The organism is Gottfriedia solisilvae (assembly GCF_002128405.1).
In the GTDB taxonomy this organism is placed as follows: domain Bacteria; phylum Bacillota; class Bacilli; order Bacillales; family Bacillaceae_G; genus Gottfriedia; species Gottfriedia solisilvae.
This window is the reverse complement of record NZ_NETJ01000003.1, coordinates 814936-830379: the sequence shown is the minus strand read 5'-3', so window position 1 is coordinate 830379 and position 15444 is coordinate 814936. Positions and strand designations below refer to the sequence as shown.

Sequence of the window (15444 nt, the reverse complement as noted above, 5' to 3'; positions counted from 1 at the left end):
CTAGTTCCGGCTCCTAGCTCCTCGAGGTCGTAAGTCAATCCCAACTAAAGGTTAAAAAGCAACCTTTACCCGTGCTCGCCTTACGCTTGTCGGAGCTAAACAGTCGCCTCCACTTTTCTAAATAAAAAACACCCTTAAAGGGTGCTCTTACACATCTTTTTTAAATGTACTTAGCATGGCACGAACGAGTCCGCCAAGAAATTTTGGTAGTTTAATCGTATAAAATCTCATGCTTTCCCTCCTACAAGCTTTCTAACAGATCTTAAGGAAAAGATTAATCCTATTACATTGTACTTGTGATGAGTGAAAACTATGACATGAATTTGTTTAATCTTTGCTCCTTATTACTAATGCTATGCCACTGCTAAAAGAAATAGACCCAACGCTGTCATCTAGTTCGTTGCTCACACATAATGATGAGCCTAATTCCAAGTGATGATTGGTAAGGGGATATTTAAATCCTTTTAATGTTAGGTTTTCTATATCAGTACCTAGTGAGAAAAAAGATATGTATTTAAACTGATCTTGTTTTTTGATTTGATGTGTACCTTCTCCAATAACATAAATTTCGTTATGTTCATCAATAATGTAAATTGGAATTGAGTGCTTTCTATATTTGACTAATAATGAAATACTACCGTACTCGTGATCTAATCTTTTGCCAGTAACACAATGTATAAATATTTTTTCAGGTTGCTTTGAAATGGCCCACTCAAGTGCTAATTCTAGGTCTGTATAATCTTTTTCTGGTGGAAAAATAAATACATTCGGTACTTTTCTTTTTAATTCTGCTAAATCGGCTTTACTCAATGAATCAAAATCTCCAAAAACTGCATCTGGATGAATATCTTCTTCCATTAAATAAGCTGCCCCATTATCCACACCTATAATTGTGCTTTCTGAACCACTTTTGCGGATCATTTGGAGCGTATTTGATTTTGGACCTGCCCCGATTAAATGAATGATCAAATGATTTTCACCTCTAAAAAAGAAAATGCAATCATAATGATTGCATTAACCTCTAATTTTCGCTATCGCTTCTTTACGATTTTCCTTATTATATACCGCTGAACCTGCCACTAATACAGTAGCACCGGCTTCTTTACAAAGTATGGCAGTATGTTCATCAACTCCACCATCAATTTCAATTTCAACTGATAAATTTCGTTCTTTAATCATATCTGCAACTTGTTTAATTTTCGGAACAACTGAATGGATAAACTTTTGACCACCAAAACCTGGATTGACAGTCATTAAAAGTACCATATCAATTTCATCAATGATATGTTCGATTGTTGATACTGGTGTTGCAGGATTTAAAACGACACCTGCTTTGATTCCATGCGATTTGATATTTTGAATCGTTCGATGTAAATGCACACATGCCTCTACATGAACTGTAATAATATCAGCACCCGCTTTTACAAATTGTTCGATGTATTGATCTGGATTTTCAATCATTAAATGTACATCTAATGGAAGTTTTGTGATTGGTCTAATTGCTTCAACAATTAATGGGCCAATCGTTATATTCGGAACAAAATGTCCATCCATTACATCAACGTGAATATAATCTGCACCTCCACGTTCTACATCTACAATCTCTTCTCCAAGTTTAGCGAAATTTGCTGATAGGATTGATGGTGCGATTTTTACCATGATTAATACCTCGGCTTTCTGTCTCTTATTTCTTCTATGAACGAAACATAGTGGTTGTATCGTTCTGTTGTGATTTCGCCATTTTCAACTGCTTCTTTTACAGCACATTTTGGTTCTTTTAGATGAGTACATCCTCTAAACTTACATTCCTGGCTTTTTTCTCTCATCTCTATAAAGCAATAAGACAAGTCTTCTGCTTCAATATCAATAAACTCAAGAGAACTAAATCCAGGCGTATCGGCAACAAGTCCCTCGCCAATTTTAATTAATTCTACATGTCTTGTCGTATGTTTTCCTCGTCCTAAATGTGTGGAAATAATTCCTGTTTTCAAGTCTAACTCAGGGTTAATTGCATTCAGTAATGTTGATTTACCAACCCCAGATTGACCAGCGAATACAGAAATTTTGTCCGCAAGATGTGGCAGTACTTTTTCCAAGCCTTCTTCAGTTTTTGAAGAAGTTAAACATACTTCATAGCCTATTTGGCGATAATAATCTACATATTCCAAAACAGATTGTAATTGAGTTTCATTACATAGATCTATTTTAGTGATCACAATGAGTGGTTTTATTTCATTAAATTCGATTAAAACAAGAAATCGATCCAATAGATTCGGTGAAAAATTAGGCTCTACTGCTGAAAAAACTAGAATTGCTTGATCAACGTTGGCAATTGGAGGTCTTACTAGCTCATTTTTTCTATCTTTTATCTCAAGTAGATATCCTTCTCCACTTTTTTCTACAGAGTAAACGGCTTCATCTCCAACTAAAGGTGTTATTTTCTTATTGCGAAAATTTCCTCTACCGCGACAAGCAACAATGGTATCTTCCGTTTCTATATAGTAGAATCCACTTAACGCTTTAATTATTTTGCCCTCTGGCATATACTCACTCCTACAGTTCTTTAATTCGATGGATAGGGGACGTTTCTATCTGCAATAACTTGACCATCTTTAACAATTTTATAGGAAGCAGTCTGTCCAGGATCAATTGTCACTTCTACAGGAATTGTAGTTGTTTCTGTGATCGTTTTTGTAATTGCAGGTTTTACACCGTTATTATTTTTATCCTTTATAAAAACCTCTACCACTTGAGGCGTATTAGGAATTGATGGTGTGTAAGGAACTTGTACACTTATTGTAACTTTTTTCGTTTTTTCTTTTGGTTTTCCTGAAGAAATAACAACATTAATTGTTTCTCCTTCTTCTACCTCAGCAGATGATGAAGGTGATTGAGAAATTACTTGTCCTTTTTCAACGGTTTCTGACTCTTCTTCTTTAAAGTTGAGCTTTAACCCATTTTCGCTAGCGTAATTTTCAACATCCTTTTTCGTCAAACCGGTTAGATCTCTGAGAATGATAGTTGATGTCCCTTTACTAATCCAAACATCTAAAGCAGTTTCATCTTGGATGATGTCTGCTCCTTCGTTAGGTGATTGATCGACAATCTCTCCCTCAGTTGCTTCACTCTCGATATAATGAGTTTTTACTGATTTATACTCTTCATCTAATCGTTGTTTTAGTGAATTATATTGAAAACCTTTTAGATTTTCCATTTCTCCACTTTTCTTACCTTTAGATTTATAAATCGTAATATAAGAGTTTTCTTTCACCGTCTCACCAATATTAGGTGAAGTTTTTACGACTTTTCCTTCGTCAATTTCATCATCATACAATTCTTTTGGATCATTGATCTTCAAACCCTGTGAAGCTAACAATGTGACTGCACTTTCATATGTCATATCCTTAACGTCTGGTATCTTAACGTCTTCTGGAAGGAATAACGCAGGAATTAAAGTAATGGCTAATAAACCACCAATTAATAGTGCGATGAAAGTTCCAATAATGAATTTCGCAAAAGAATTTTTCTTTTTTCGCTTATTTTTCTGATCAGCCGCTTTTTTTGAAGCTTGATCAACCTTTTGTTTATTAGGTTTACTAATAGGCAAAACAACTGTATCTGCTTCAGATGAATTAGGTATATCTTTTATGATTGGGATTACCTTTGTTTCATCCTCATTTACAGGTATGACAAACGGCTTTTCATTTAATCGATCGGAATCTAGAGCTGTTTGTAAGTCTAGCTTCATTTCATCAGCCGTATCATATCGATAAAAAATATCTTTAGCAGTTGCTTTTAACACAATATTTTCAACACTTTGTGGTATTTCTGGGTTAATGGTTGTTGGAGGCGGTACTTCACTTTGTAAATGCTTTAAAGCAATTGATACAGCACTCTCCCCTGAAAATGGTAATTTGCCAGTTAATAGCTCAAACATTACGATACCTAATGAATAAATATCGGACTTCTTATTCGCAACTCCACCTCTTGCTTGTTCAGGTGAAAGATAGTGAACGGATCCAAGTACAGAATTCGTTTGAGTAATTGTTGCTGCAGTTGATGCAGTTGCTATACCAAAATCAGTTACTTTAACATTGCCATCTTCATTAATTAGTATGTTTTGTGGCTTTATATCTCTATGTACGATTTGAAAATGATGTGCATGTGCGATAGCAGCAGTTAACTGCTCCATAATCCTTAAAACTTTTTTAGGTTTTATCGGTGTATGGCGTTGGATATATTCCTTAAGCGTTTCACCTTCTACATACTCCATTACAATATATTGCAAACCTTCTTCTTCCCCAACATCGTAAGAACTCACAATATTTGGATGTGAAAGTGATGTAACTGAATATGCTTCTCTTTGGAAGCGTCTTACAAAGTCTGGATCATTAGAAAAATCCATCCGTAACATCTTTACTGCAACATCTCGATCCAAAATCATATCATGGGCTAAATAAACGTTTGCCATCCCGCCACTACCAATTAATTTTAAAATCTTATATCGGTCATTCAGGCGTCTTCCGATCATCACGTTCACATTCACCCCTTCTCATCATGTCTTGGCTCATGTTTTATAATAGCAATTGTGATGTTATCTTCTCCCCCAAGATCGTTCGCAAGTGAGATTAATTCATTCCCGATTTTTTCAATAGGATGGTCATCAGAGAATTTTTCATTCAATTGTTGATATGAAACCTTATCTGATAAACCGTCAGAACATAAAACGATTAAATCGTCTTCTTCCCATGTTAATGTTTTAATATCAACAGTAGCTGTTTCTTCTGTCCCAAGCGCTCGAGTAATGACATTTTTACGAGGATGAATCACAGCATCCTCTTGTGAAATTTGTCCAGATTTAACTAGTTCAGCCACTAATGTGTGGTCGTCTGTAATCTGTTTAAAACCTTCACTATTTTTTAAATAACCTCTAGAGTCACCTATATGTGCAATTGTAAAATACAAAGGAGTACAAATAACCGCTTCTAGCGTTGTACCCATCCCTTTGCATTCTTCATTTTGTTCTGCGTGAATAAATAAGTTAATATTTAATTGATTTACGATGTTGCGTAGCCAAGCTTCAGCTTCTTTTGGTGTCTCAAAATTACTTGTATTTTTCCATTCTGCTTCGAAGAAATTAACCGCCATCTTACTTGCAACTTCACCAGCTAAATGACCACCAATTCCATCAGCAACTACCGCTAATACGATATCTGAATCGTTACGAAATAAACCTACACTATCTTCATTATGTTGGCGAACTTTCCCCGTATCAGTTTGAAAAAAAGTCTGCATTTCTTCACCTCGTCTCCTCTTTACGCTCCTTTGCACGCAACTGTCCACAAGCAGCATCTATATCATGGCCTTGTTCACGACGAATTGTAACATTGATTCCGTTTTGCTTTAATACTTTTTCAAATGCAAAAATTTGTTCCTTTGGCGTTCTAACGTAATTTCGCTCTGGAACGTAGTTTACCGGGATTAAATTGACATGGCATTTTACTCCCTTTAATAACGTAGAAAGCTCTTCTGCATGCTCAACTTGATCGTTTTCACCACCGAATAAACCATATTCAAACGTAACTCGTCTACCTGTTTTTTCAACATAGTAACGAACGGCATCCATTAAATCTGGTAATTTATACGCTCGATTAATTGGCATTAATTTTGATCTAAGCTCACTATTAGGAGCATGTAACGAGATCGCAAAATTAATTTGTAGTCCTTCATCTGCAAAGTTATAGATTTTAGGAATAATACCACTCGTTGATACAGTAATATGACGAGCACCGATATTTAAACCTTTATCACTATTAACGATTCTTAGGAAATCCATTAAACCATTATAGTTATCAAATGGTTCACCTATACCCATAACTACAATTGAACTTACTCGCTCTTCCACTTCATCGATTGCGCGTTGTACACATAATACTTGTGCTACAATCTCACCAGCTTCAAGATTTCTCTTTAAGCCGCCAAGAGTAGAGGCACAAAATGTACAACCTATTCTACAACCTACTTGAGTCGTTACACATACAGAATTGCCATAATTATGTCTCATTAAAACAGTTTCTATAGAATATCCGTCATGTAACTCAAATAAAAATTTCATTGTACCATCTGAAGAGGTTTGTTTAACTAATGTTTTAAGTGTAGTAATCGTAAAATTCTCTTCTAATAGTTGTCTTAATTCTTTCGGAACATTTTGCATTTCTTCAAAACTTTCAACTCGTCTAACATATAACCAGTTATAAATTTGTTTCGCACGGAATGCCTGTTGCTTTTGCTCTATTAACCATGCCTCTAAATCACTCAATTTTAGTGAGTAAATTGAAGGTTTTTGTGTTTTTTCTATTTTGACTGAATTTGTAGTATTTTCTAACTTCAACGTTACACCTTCTTTCTTAATCTTGCAATAAAAAATCCATCCGTTCCAAAATAATGTGGTAGTAGTTGAATATACCCATTTTGAACCGTTTTATCTTCTTTCAATTCATTAGGAACATGCTCAATTAATGAACGATCTAGTTCATAATCATCATGTTCTTCAAGGAAAGAATTAACAACATCTAAATTTTCTTCATGGCCAACTGTACATGTACTATATACAAGTGTGCCACCTGGTTTTAATAACTTAGAAGCCTCGTGTAAGATAGATTTTTGTACTTTTTGTAAATTTGATACATCTGTAGCATTTTTCTTTAATAAAATGTCGGGTTTTCGACGAATAACGCCAAGTCCAGAACAAGGAGCATCTACTAACACACGATCGAATAATTTTCCTTCAAATTCTTCTGGTGCTTTTCTAGCGTCTAATGCTTTTGTTTCTATATTTTCAAGCCCTAATCGGTTTGCTTGTTCCTTAATTAATTTAACTTTGTGCTTGTGTAAATCTAATGAAGTAACTGATCCAGTTCCCTTTAATAGCTCAGCTATATGAGTAGATTTACCACCCGGTGCTGCGCATGTATCTAAAACTTGATCTCCCTCATTAACTCCTAGTGCTTGCGCTACTAACATAGAGCTTTCATCTTGAATTGAAATATACCCTTCTTTAAACGCATTTGAATGAGCAACATTACCTTTTTGAATTTCAATTGCAAATGGAGATAGATTTCCTACTTCAACGTCTATGCCTTCATCTTCAAGCATTCTAATGACTTCTTCTCTAGTTGCTTTCATGCTATTCACTCTAGCGGTTTGATATGGTGGCAGGATATTTTCTTCACACATTTTTCTTGTTTCATCTTCACCAAATTCACTTACCCATTGCTCAATTAACCACAAAGGATGATTTGTTTCAATCGAAAGTTTCTCGACCTTGTCCTTTATTTCATTAATGGAACGTACTCCATTACGTTGTATATTTCTTAAAACGCCATTAACTAATGAAGCAATTCCTTTGTGCCCGCGTTTTTTCGCTATCTCAACAGCTTCATTTAAAACTGCATGTGCAGGAACACGATCTAAGAAATGAAATTGATAAAGCGATAGTTTGATTAATATATAAACCCACTCTTCCAATTTCTTCTGATTCTTAATATAAGGTTCCAAATAAAAATCTAATAGTTGATCCCTTTGAATAGTACCGTAAATAATTTCTGTCAATAACCCAGAGTCAGCAGATGATAAGTCATTCTTTTGAATATAGTTATTAACTAATAAATTACTATACGATTGATTTTTATAAACAGAAAGAAGGGCCTCTAAGGCAATCTCTCGTACATTTTTACTCATTTTATTCTCCTAACTTCATTCCACGTTCAATAAACGAACCAGCGCCATTAATATATTGCTTAGCTTCCATTCGTTTTTTCCCTGATGGCTGTAAGTCTGTTATTTTAATAGCAGTTTGATTTCCTGTTGCAACAACAATTCCGTCGTTTTGAACTTCAATAATCTCACCTGGGTTTAAGTTTTGATGACCTTCAACTTTTTCACTCCACCAAACTTTTAAAACTTCTCCGTTTAATGTAGTATAAGCTACTGGCCATGGGTGTAAACCTCTTACGTGATTATAAATCTCTTCACCAGATTTTGACCAATCAATTCGTTCTTCTTCTCTTTTAATATTCCAAGCAAAAGTTACTTTGCTTTCATCTTGCTTTTCGGGTGTGATTTCACCTTTTAGTAAAGCTGGGACTGTTTCTGATAGTAAATCTGCTCCAGCGATACTTAATTTATCATGTAATGAACCAACATGATCTTTTTCTTCTATTGGTACAACCACTCTCGCTAACATATCACCTGCATCTAGCTTCTCAACCATATACATGATTGTCACACCCGTTTCACTTTTCCCTTGAATAATTGAATAGTGAATTGGAGCGCCACCTCTTAATTCAGGAAGAAGTGAAGCATGAACATTAATACATCCAAATTTTGGGGATTCAAGTATTTCTTTTGGAAGAATTTGTCCAAATGCTGCTGTTACTATTAAATCCGGATTTAATGTCAGAACCTTGTCAGTTTCTTCTTTCAAGCGAATTTTTTCAGGTTGTAAAACCGGTATGTTATGCTTTAGTGCCTCCACTTTAACAGGCGGTGGCGTTAACACTCTTTTACGCCCAACAGGACGGTCAGGTTGAGTTACGACACCAACTACTTCATAACCATCTTCAATGATTCTTCTTAAAACAGGTACTGAAAAATCTGGTGTACCCATAAAAACTATTTTTGTCATCTTTTATAGCCTACCCTTCTAATTCACTTTCTTCATAGTATTTAGATACTTTCGAAGTGAATAAAACTCCATTCAGATGGTCAATTTCATGCAAAATTGCACGAGCTAAAAATCCTCTCGCCTCAATAATAAAGTACTTTCCACGTTTATTTTGAGCTTTTATTTTTGCATAACTAGGTCTTGTTACATCTCCATATAAATTAGGAAAACTTAAACATCCTTCTATATCTGTTTGCTCACCTTTTGTTTCCATAACAATCGGATTAATCAAATCAATTCTTCCATTTTCATCCTCAACATCAACAACTGCAACTTGCTGCAAAATGCCAACCTGAGGCGCTGCCAATCCTACACCATCAGCAGCTATCATTGTTTCATACATATTATTTAATAATTTAACTAAATTTTTATCAAATGTTGTCACTTTTGCACAAGGTGTTTCAAGTACTTCATTTGGGTGTTCTATAATTTTTAAAATGGCCAAATTCACAACTCCTTAACTTATTACGATTTTCTTGTTGGAATACTTATTTACTATTTATTCTTGGAGTTTATAGCTCTAGTGGTTAACTCCGCTTTTCTTTCTGTCTAGCTCCGGCTCCTAACTCCTCGAGGTCATAAGTCAATGACCAGTTAAGGTTAAAAACCAACCTTATCTGGCCCTTGCCTTATGCTTGTCGGAGTTAAACAGTCGCCTCCGCTTTTCTTTCTGTCTAGTTCCGGCAAATTGCCCCTCGAGTCATAAGTCAATGCCCAGTTAAGGTTAAAAAGCAACCTTATCTGGTCCTTGCCTTATGCTTGTCGGGGCAGGGCTATTTGCCTCCACATTTCGTTCTGTCTAGCTCCAGGCGTTAGACCCTCGAGGTCATAAGCCAAAAACCATTAAAGGTAAAAAGCACCTTTACTGGTTTTTGTCTTATGCTTGTCGGGGCTGAGCGAACGCCTTCCGCTTTTCGTTACATAAACATAGTCGGTTGAAAGTCTATTGTTATTTGTAGTTTTCCTTTGTCTGTTTCTTCTTGGTAGAATTGTTGGATTCGGTTTAGTACGTCGTATAGTGCTGGTTCTGATTTGTATTTTATGACGCATTGATATCGGAATTGATCTTTAATTTTTGCGATTGGAGATGCAACAGGTCCTAAGACGATGGAACGATTTGATAGGTTTTCTCTTAAGTAGCCTGTAATTTGTTCACTTACTTTTACTACTTTGATTAAGTCCGTATGTGATATGGAGATTAATACTAAGTAATAAAAAGGTGGATAATGGAACGATCTCCTGATTTTCATTTCTTCTTCGTAAAATGCAATGAAATCCTGCGTTTTTGCTAATTCAATACTATAATGCTCTGGAGAATATGTTTGTATAACAACTTCACCAGGTTTTTCATGGCGTCCAGCTCGTCCACTGACTTGCGTTAGTAAACTAAAAGTTCGTTCACTTGCTCTAAAATCTGGTAAATGTAATGAACTATCAGCAGCCAGTACACCAACTAAAGTTACATTTGGGAAATCTAAACCTTTTGCGATCATTTGTGTTCCGAGTAAAATATCGGCCTCACCATTCCCAAATTGTTTTAGCATTTTTTCATGGGCACCTTTACGGCTAGTTGTATCATTATCCATTCGAATGACTCTTGCTTCTGGAAAGCTTTGTGTGATTGCTTCTTCAACTTTTTGTGTACCCGTACCAAAAAATCGAATATGATCACTCTGGCAAGAAGGGCATTGTTTTGGCATATAAGTTTCATAACCACAATAATGGCACTTTAATGAATGGTTATGTTTATGATAAGTTAGTGAAACTTCACAATGTGGACACTGAATCGTATAACCACAATCTCTACACATTACAAATGAAGAGTAACCTCTACGATTTAAGAACAAAATGATTTGTTCTTTTTTCTCTAAACGATCGATGATTTTTTCATGTAACAAAGTTGAGAACATTGTTCGATTTCCATTCCGTAATTGTTCTCTCATATCGACAACTTCAACTTCTGGTAATGGACCTTGGTTTACCCGCATTGACATTGTTTCAAGTTCATAAACACCTTTTTGAGCACGAGCAAACGTTTCAAGAGTAGGCGTTGCACTACCTAATACAACAGGACAATTGTGATATTCCCCTCTCCAAACTGCAATATCTCTTGCATGATATCTTGGATGCTCGTCTTGTTTATATGTTGTTTCATGTTCTTCATCTATTATAATAATGCCTAAATTTTCAAATGGCGCAAAAATCGCAGATCGTGCTCCTACGACTACCTTTACTTCTTTTCGTTGAATTTTTCTCCACTCATCATACTTCTCACCGATCGAAAGTCCACTATGCAAAACAGCAACGTCATTTCCGAATCTACTTTTGAATCGACCTACTATTTGTGGGGTAAGTGAAATTTCTGGCACTAATACAATGGCTTCCATTCCTTTTAAAAGAACTTCTTGAATTGTTTGTAAGTATACCTCTGTCTTACCACTACCAGTTACACCATGTAATAAGTGGATTTTATGTTCCCTTTCCTTAAATGAAGAAACAATATGTTCGTAAGCTACTCTTTGTTCGTCTACTAGAGGTAGTGGCTTCGATTTTTCAATGTCACTTCCAACATAAGGATCTCGGTAAACTTCAATTGTTTCAATCGAGATGAATTCGTTCTTTTGTAAAGTTTTGATCGGCGAATCTGTTATTTGAAGAAATTCCTTTAATTCTTTTACACTTGTTTGGCCATTCATTCTTAAGTATTCAATAATGTCTTTTTGCTGTGGAGATGAAATATTTTTCAAATCTTCATCTAATACTTTTAAAAGTGAAACAACACGCTCTGTTTTTTTATTTGCTTTGTTTTTTACTTCATATTCTATTTCAAGTAAACCTTCTTTAATAGCTCGTTGTACAATTGATATTTTACTAACAAGAGATTCAACCTCAGTCCATTCTCTTCTTTTTACTACAGAAAATAATTGTGCTAATTCTGTTGGTAGAGCCTCATAAACTTCATCTGAAGTAATTTGAACATGCTTTTTATAAACCGCCTTAATCGCAGTTGGTAGCATAGCTTGATACGCCGAAATTAAAAAACAAAGTGTTTTTTGTGCAATATGGGAACCTAGTAATAAAAGTTCTTCAGTTAAGACAGGCATTACATCTAATACCTCTTCGATTTCCTTCACCTTATCCAAGCTTGTCGTTTCTTTTATTGCTAAAACAAAACCTTGCACTTTTCTAGGACCAAAAGGTACGATTACTCTCATTCCAGGTTGTATTGCATCATGCCATCTATCAGGAATTAGATAATCAAATGGACGGTCAGTTTGCCTTACTGACACATCAACTAAAACTGATGCATATGTCATCTTGCTTCCTCATTTAATAAGCGATGTACTTCAAGTAGTATTTCTTTCGCTACTTCTTTTTTTGTCATGATTGGTAATGGCTTCACTTCACCATTTCGGTGATAGATCGTGACAATATTCGTTTCCGTACCAAAACCTGCTCCAGCTTTCGTAACATCATTTGCAACAATCATATCTGCATTTTTCTTTAACAGTTTCCCTTTTGCATAATCTTCAACTTGTTCAGTTTCAGCTGCAAACCCAACTAAAATTTGATGTGTTTTTTGTTGACCTAATGAAAGGAGAATATCTTTTGTTCGTTTTAGAGGAATAGAAAGGTCTCCCTCACTTTTTTTCATTTTTTGATCATAAGTAACAGCAGGAGTGTAATCGGCAACCGCCGCTGTTTTTATCACAACATCCGCATTTCCAAATTCCGTTAATATTGCATCATACATTTGCGCAGCTGACTCAGTCTTAATGACCTTACACCCTTCTGGTGGTGTTAGATTTGTAGGTCCTGAGACTAAGACCACCTCTGCTCCTAGAGAAACGGCTACTTCTGCTAAGCTATAACCCATTTTCCCAGTAGAACGATTTGATAAGTAACGGACTGGATCGATTGTTTCAAGAGTAGGTCCAGCAGATATTACGATTTTCTTGCCTTTTAAAATGCCAAATTCGTTTTGAAAATAGTCATTTACAGCTTGTGTAATGTCTTCTGGTTCTGCTAATCTACCTTTTCCAACATAACCACATGCTAAATATCCTTCATTTGGTTCAATCAATTTACATCCAATTTCTTTTAAAGTGTTCATATTTTTTTGAACAATTGGATGATGATACATATTTACATTCATAGCAGGAGCAATCCATATTGGTTTTGTAGCAGCAAGTAATGTCGCTTGAATCATCTCATCACCTAAGCCATTTGCAAGCTTACCAATTGTGTTCGCTGTCGCAGGGGCTACAATGATTAAATCTGGCCAATCCCCTAAATCTATATGGGCAATTTTTGAACTATCTTTTTCATCAAATGTATCTGTATATACATCGTTTCTTGACAATGCTTGAAACGTTAATGGTGTCACAAATTTTGTAGCAGAAGGACTCATCATCACTTTTACGTTATATCCTGCTTGCACGAGTTTACTAGTAAGAGCCGCAGCTTTATATACTGCAATACCACCAGTAACACAAAGGAGTATATTTTTTTGTTCCAACTCACCTTCACCCTTTCAAATCTTAGTCTATCTTTCATATTTGTCAAAAAATAGGTCTTTTGATTGTTTATTTCTAAGATACCACAAATGTGTTTGAATTAAATTGATTAAGGCTCACAAAAAATAAGACTGTCCCGGTACCACTGCTAGATCACTATGAATGAAGGAAATAGTGTCTAACACCATGTTGTCCTTTCAGTCATATAGAGATAATAGCAATGTTTGGGACAGCCTCGTCACACGTGTAAGTTTTAGTCTTCTTTTATTTCTTCAAGTTTTCTGTAAGATAAAAGTCCAGCATTGATTTCTTCTAGTGCTTTACCTACGAATTTATCAGATACAGGCTTTTCAACTCGAGCATCTTTATTCACTTGCATTTCACGAGCACGTTTTGATGCAACTGTTACAAGTGTGTATTTTGAATCTAATTTAGTTAATAAACGGTCAATCGAAGGATATAACATAGTTTATTCTGCCTCCATCATTCTTTTATAATAATTTGCAACTCGTTCACGTTTTAAATGTTCACTAATCATGATTGCTTTAATTCGCTCACAAGCTAATTCAACTTGGTCATTTTCTACTACATAATCATAAGCATCCATCATTTCGATTTCTTCTTTAGCTGCATTCATACGATTTAAAATGATGTCTTCTGTTTCTGTACCTCTAGTTACGATGCGATTTTGAAGCTCGCTCATACTTGGAGGTGCTAAAAAGATAAAGATCCCTTCTGGGAATGCTTTCTTAACTTGAAGAGCTCCTTGAACTTCAATTTCCAGGAAAATGTCTTTTCCTTCACTTAAAGTTTTTTCAACGTATTCAATCGGCGTTCCGTAGAAATTACCTACAAATTCCGCCCATTCTAAAAATTTATTCTCTCCAATACGTTGTTGGAAATCTTCTTTTGTAGTAAAGAAATAGTCTACACCATGTACTTCCCCTTCACGAGGTTGTCTTGTTGTCATTGAAATACTATATTGTAAGTCTAAATCTTTGTTTTCAAAAATAGCTTTTCGTACTGTACCTTTACCTACACCAGATGGTCCTGATAGTACGATTAATAAGCCTCTTTCATGTCTCATTCATGACCCTACCCTTCTAATCTATAAACAGTAAATTATTAAAGGTTAATCCATTATATCATCCCAGAGCTTGAGTCAATCCATACAATTAACTAGTCTTCTAATTCCCATTGTTACCGGACATTAGACTCTATAAACAAATCTTTCACTTCATTTATTCGATATTTTGGACTTGTTCTCTAATTTTTTCAAGATTATTTTTAATTTCAACAACCTGCTTTGAAATTTCTAATGAATTAGCTTTAGAACCAATTGTATTTACTTCTCGATTCATTTCTTGAACGATGAAATCTAATTTTCTTCCAATAGATTCTTTCAATTCCAATGTTTCGCTAAATAGTTCTAAATGACTTGCTAGTCGAACTAATTCTTCAGAAATATCACAACGATCAGCAAAAATCATAACCTCTGTTAATAATCTTTGCTCATCTACGTTTGCTAATTCAACATCTGCTAATTTCGCAAGTAATTTTTCACGATGAGTTTTAATAACAAGTGGTGCTTGTTCGGTAATCTGTTTTTTACACTCTTCAATCGCGGATAGTCTTTCAAGTAAGTCTTTCTTTAATTGACTACCTTCTTTACATTTTGATTCAAAAAATTGCTCACATGCATTTTTTGTAGTCGTTACTAATAATTGTTCAAAATTATCATTAATCTGTTCGACTTCACTTACAGTAGTAACTTCTGGAAGCTTTAATAAATCAATTGGATTATAAATTGACTCTCCAACTGCTAAATTTTCAATCGCTTCTTTATATTGTTTAATTAAGCCTTCATCTATTTGTAATGTACGTTGTAACAAACCTTCAATTGTAACAAAAACTTCAACTCGACCTCGACTAGTATACTCAGATACGATTTTTTTAATTGAATCTTCATATGCTAATAATTGTCTTGGCATACGTACGATCGACTCTAAGTATCGATGATTTACTGCTTTCATTTCAATATGTATTTTGTACTGTTCATTTGACAAAATGGCTTTTCCATACCCTGTCATACTTACAACCATTGTTCCACTTCCAATACAGAAATTTTCTCTTATTTTTTAGTATGTATTAACTTTCAATTATGTAAAAGAGAAAAGGTAATAGAGCATACCTCTACTACCT

At 34.9% G+C, this 15444-nt stretch carries 15 protein-coding genes; all 15 read right to left on the bottom strand.

What is annotated here, in order from left to right:
- Positions 1–147 precede the first annotated feature (147 nt).
- Entirely contained in the window at positions 148–231 is an 84-nt protein-coding gene (spoVM, locus tag CAB05_RS13175; protein ID WP_088000358.1) for a stage V sporulation protein SpoVM, read from the bottom strand.
- Positions 232–327: 96 nt separating this feature from the next.
- Positions 328–969, bottom strand: a complete 642-nt coding sequence (locus CAB05_RS13170; protein WP_088000356.1) for a thiamine diphosphokinase — start codon at positions 967–969, stop codon at positions 328–330.
- Between the two features lie 45 nt (positions 970–1014).
- Entirely contained in the window at positions 1015–1659 is a 645-nt protein-coding gene (gene rpe / locus CAB05_RS13165; protein WP_088000354.1) for a ribulose-phosphate 3-epimerase, read from the bottom strand.
- Positions 1660–1661: 2 nt separating this feature from the next.
- Positions 1662–2543: a ribosome small subunit-dependent GTPase A gene (gene rsgA, locus CAB05_RS13160; RefSeq protein WP_088000352.1), complete on the bottom strand. Its 882-nt coding sequence runs from the start codon at positions 2541–2543 to the stop codon at positions 1662–1664.
- A gap of 20 nt (positions 2544–2563) precedes the next feature.
- On the bottom strand, positions 2564–4534 hold the full coding sequence (pknB, locus tag CAB05_RS13155) for a Stk1 family PASTA domain-containing Ser/Thr kinase (RefSeq protein ID WP_088000461.1): 1971 nt from the start codon (positions 4532–4534) through the stop codon (positions 2564–2566).
- Between the two features lie 8 nt (positions 4535–4542).
- Positions 4543–5295 carry a Stp1/IreP family PP2C-type Ser/Thr phosphatase gene (locus CAB05_RS13150; RefSeq protein WP_088000350.1) on the bottom strand — a complete coding sequence of 251 codons (753 nt, stop codon included), beginning with the start codon at positions 5293–5295 and terminating at the stop codon, positions 4543–4545.
- 4 nt (positions 5296–5299) lie between these two features.
- On the bottom strand, positions 5300–6391 hold the full coding sequence (gene rlmN / locus CAB05_RS13145) for a dual-specificity RNA methyltransferase RlmN (protein WP_167374470.1): 1092 nt from the start codon (positions 6389–6391) through the stop codon (positions 5300–5302).
- A gap of 2 nt (positions 6392–6393) precedes the next feature.
- A complete protein-coding gene (rsmB, locus tag CAB05_RS13140; protein ID WP_088000348.1) occupies positions 6394–7740 on the bottom strand; it encodes a 16S rRNA (cytosine(967)-C(5))-methyltransferase RsmB in 1347 nt (448 codons plus the stop codon).
- Position 7741: 1 nt separating this feature from the next.
- Entirely contained in the window at positions 7742–8686 is a 945-nt protein-coding gene (gene fmt, locus CAB05_RS13135) for a methionyl-tRNA formyltransferase (protein WP_088000346.1), read from the bottom strand.
- Positions 8687–8696: 10 nt separating this feature from the next.
- Positions 8697–9170 (bottom strand): peptide deformylase, encoded by a 474-nt coding sequence (gene def / locus CAB05_RS13130; protein ID WP_088000344.1) that lies wholly within the window; start codon positions 9168–9170, stop codon positions 8697–8699.
- Between the two features lie 472 nt (positions 9171–9642).
- The gene (priA, locus tag CAB05_RS13125) at positions 9643–12042 is read right to left on the bottom strand and encodes a primosomal protein N' (RefSeq protein WP_088000342.1); all 2400 of its coding nucleotides are present in this window, start codon (positions 12040–12042) and stop codon (positions 9643–9645) included.
- Positions 12039–13244 carry a bifunctional phosphopantothenoylcysteine decarboxylase/phosphopantothenate--cysteine ligase CoaBC gene (coaBC, locus tag CAB05_RS13120; RefSeq protein WP_088000340.1) on the bottom strand — a complete coding sequence of 402 codons (1206 nt, stop codon included), beginning with the start codon at positions 13242–13244 and terminating at the stop codon, positions 12039–12041. The genes priA and coaBC overlap by 4 nt, the downstream gene beginning before the upstream one ends.
- A 251-nt stretch (positions 13245–13495) precedes the next feature.
- Positions 13496–13708, bottom strand: coding sequence for a DNA-directed RNA polymerase subunit omega (rpoZ, locus tag CAB05_RS13115; protein ID WP_088000338.1), 213 nt, complete (start codon positions 13706–13708; stop codon positions 13496–13498).
- Positions 13709–13711: 3 nt separating this feature from the next.
- Positions 13712–14329, bottom strand: coding sequence for a guanylate kinase (gene gmk, locus CAB05_RS13110; RefSeq protein ID WP_088000336.1), 618 nt, complete (start codon positions 14327–14329; stop codon positions 13712–13714).
- Positions 14330–14483: 154 nt separating this feature from the next.
- Entirely contained in the window at positions 14484–15344 is an 861-nt protein-coding gene (locus CAB05_RS13105; RefSeq protein ID WP_088000334.1) for a YicC/YloC family endoribonuclease, read from the bottom strand.
- Between the last annotated feature and the right edge of the window lie 100 nt (positions 15345–15444).

Coding starts and splice junctions, on each gene's coding strand:
- spoVM (WP_088000358.1), bottom strand. CDS start 231: ATGAGATTTTATACGATTAAACTACCAAAATTTCTTGGCGGACTCGTT.
- rpe (WP_088000354.1), bottom strand. CDS start 1,659: ATGGTAAAAATCGCACCATCAATCCTATCAGCAAATTTCGCTAAACTT.
- rsgA (WP_088000352.1), bottom strand. CDS start 2,543: ATGCCAGAGGGCAAAATAATTAAAGCGTTAAGTGGATTCTACTATATA.
- CAB05_RS13150 (WP_088000350.1), bottom strand. CDS start 5,295: ATGCAGACTTTTTTTCAAACTGATACGGGGAAAGTTCGCCAACATAAT.
- rsmB (WP_088000348.1), bottom strand. CDS start 7,740: ATGAGTAAAAATGTACGAGAGATTGCCTTAGAGGCCCTTCTTTCTGTT.
- fmt (WP_088000346.1), bottom strand. CDS start 8,686: ATGACAAAAATAGTTTTTATGGGTACACCAGATTTTTCAGTACCTGTT.
- priA (WP_088000342.1), bottom strand. CDS start 12,042: ATGACATATGCATCAGTTTTAGTTGATGTGTCAGTAAGGCAAACTGAC.
- rpoZ (WP_088000338.1), bottom strand. CDS start 13,708: ATGTTATATCCTTCGATTGACCGTTTATTAACTAAATTAGATTCAAAA.
- gmk (WP_088000336.1), bottom strand. CDS start 14,329: ATGAGACATGAAAGAGGCTTATTAATCGTACTATCAGGACCATCTGGT.
- CAB05_RS13105 (WP_088000334.1), bottom strand. CDS start 15,344: ATGGTTGTAAGTATGACAGGGTATGGAAAAGCCATTTTGTCAAATGAA.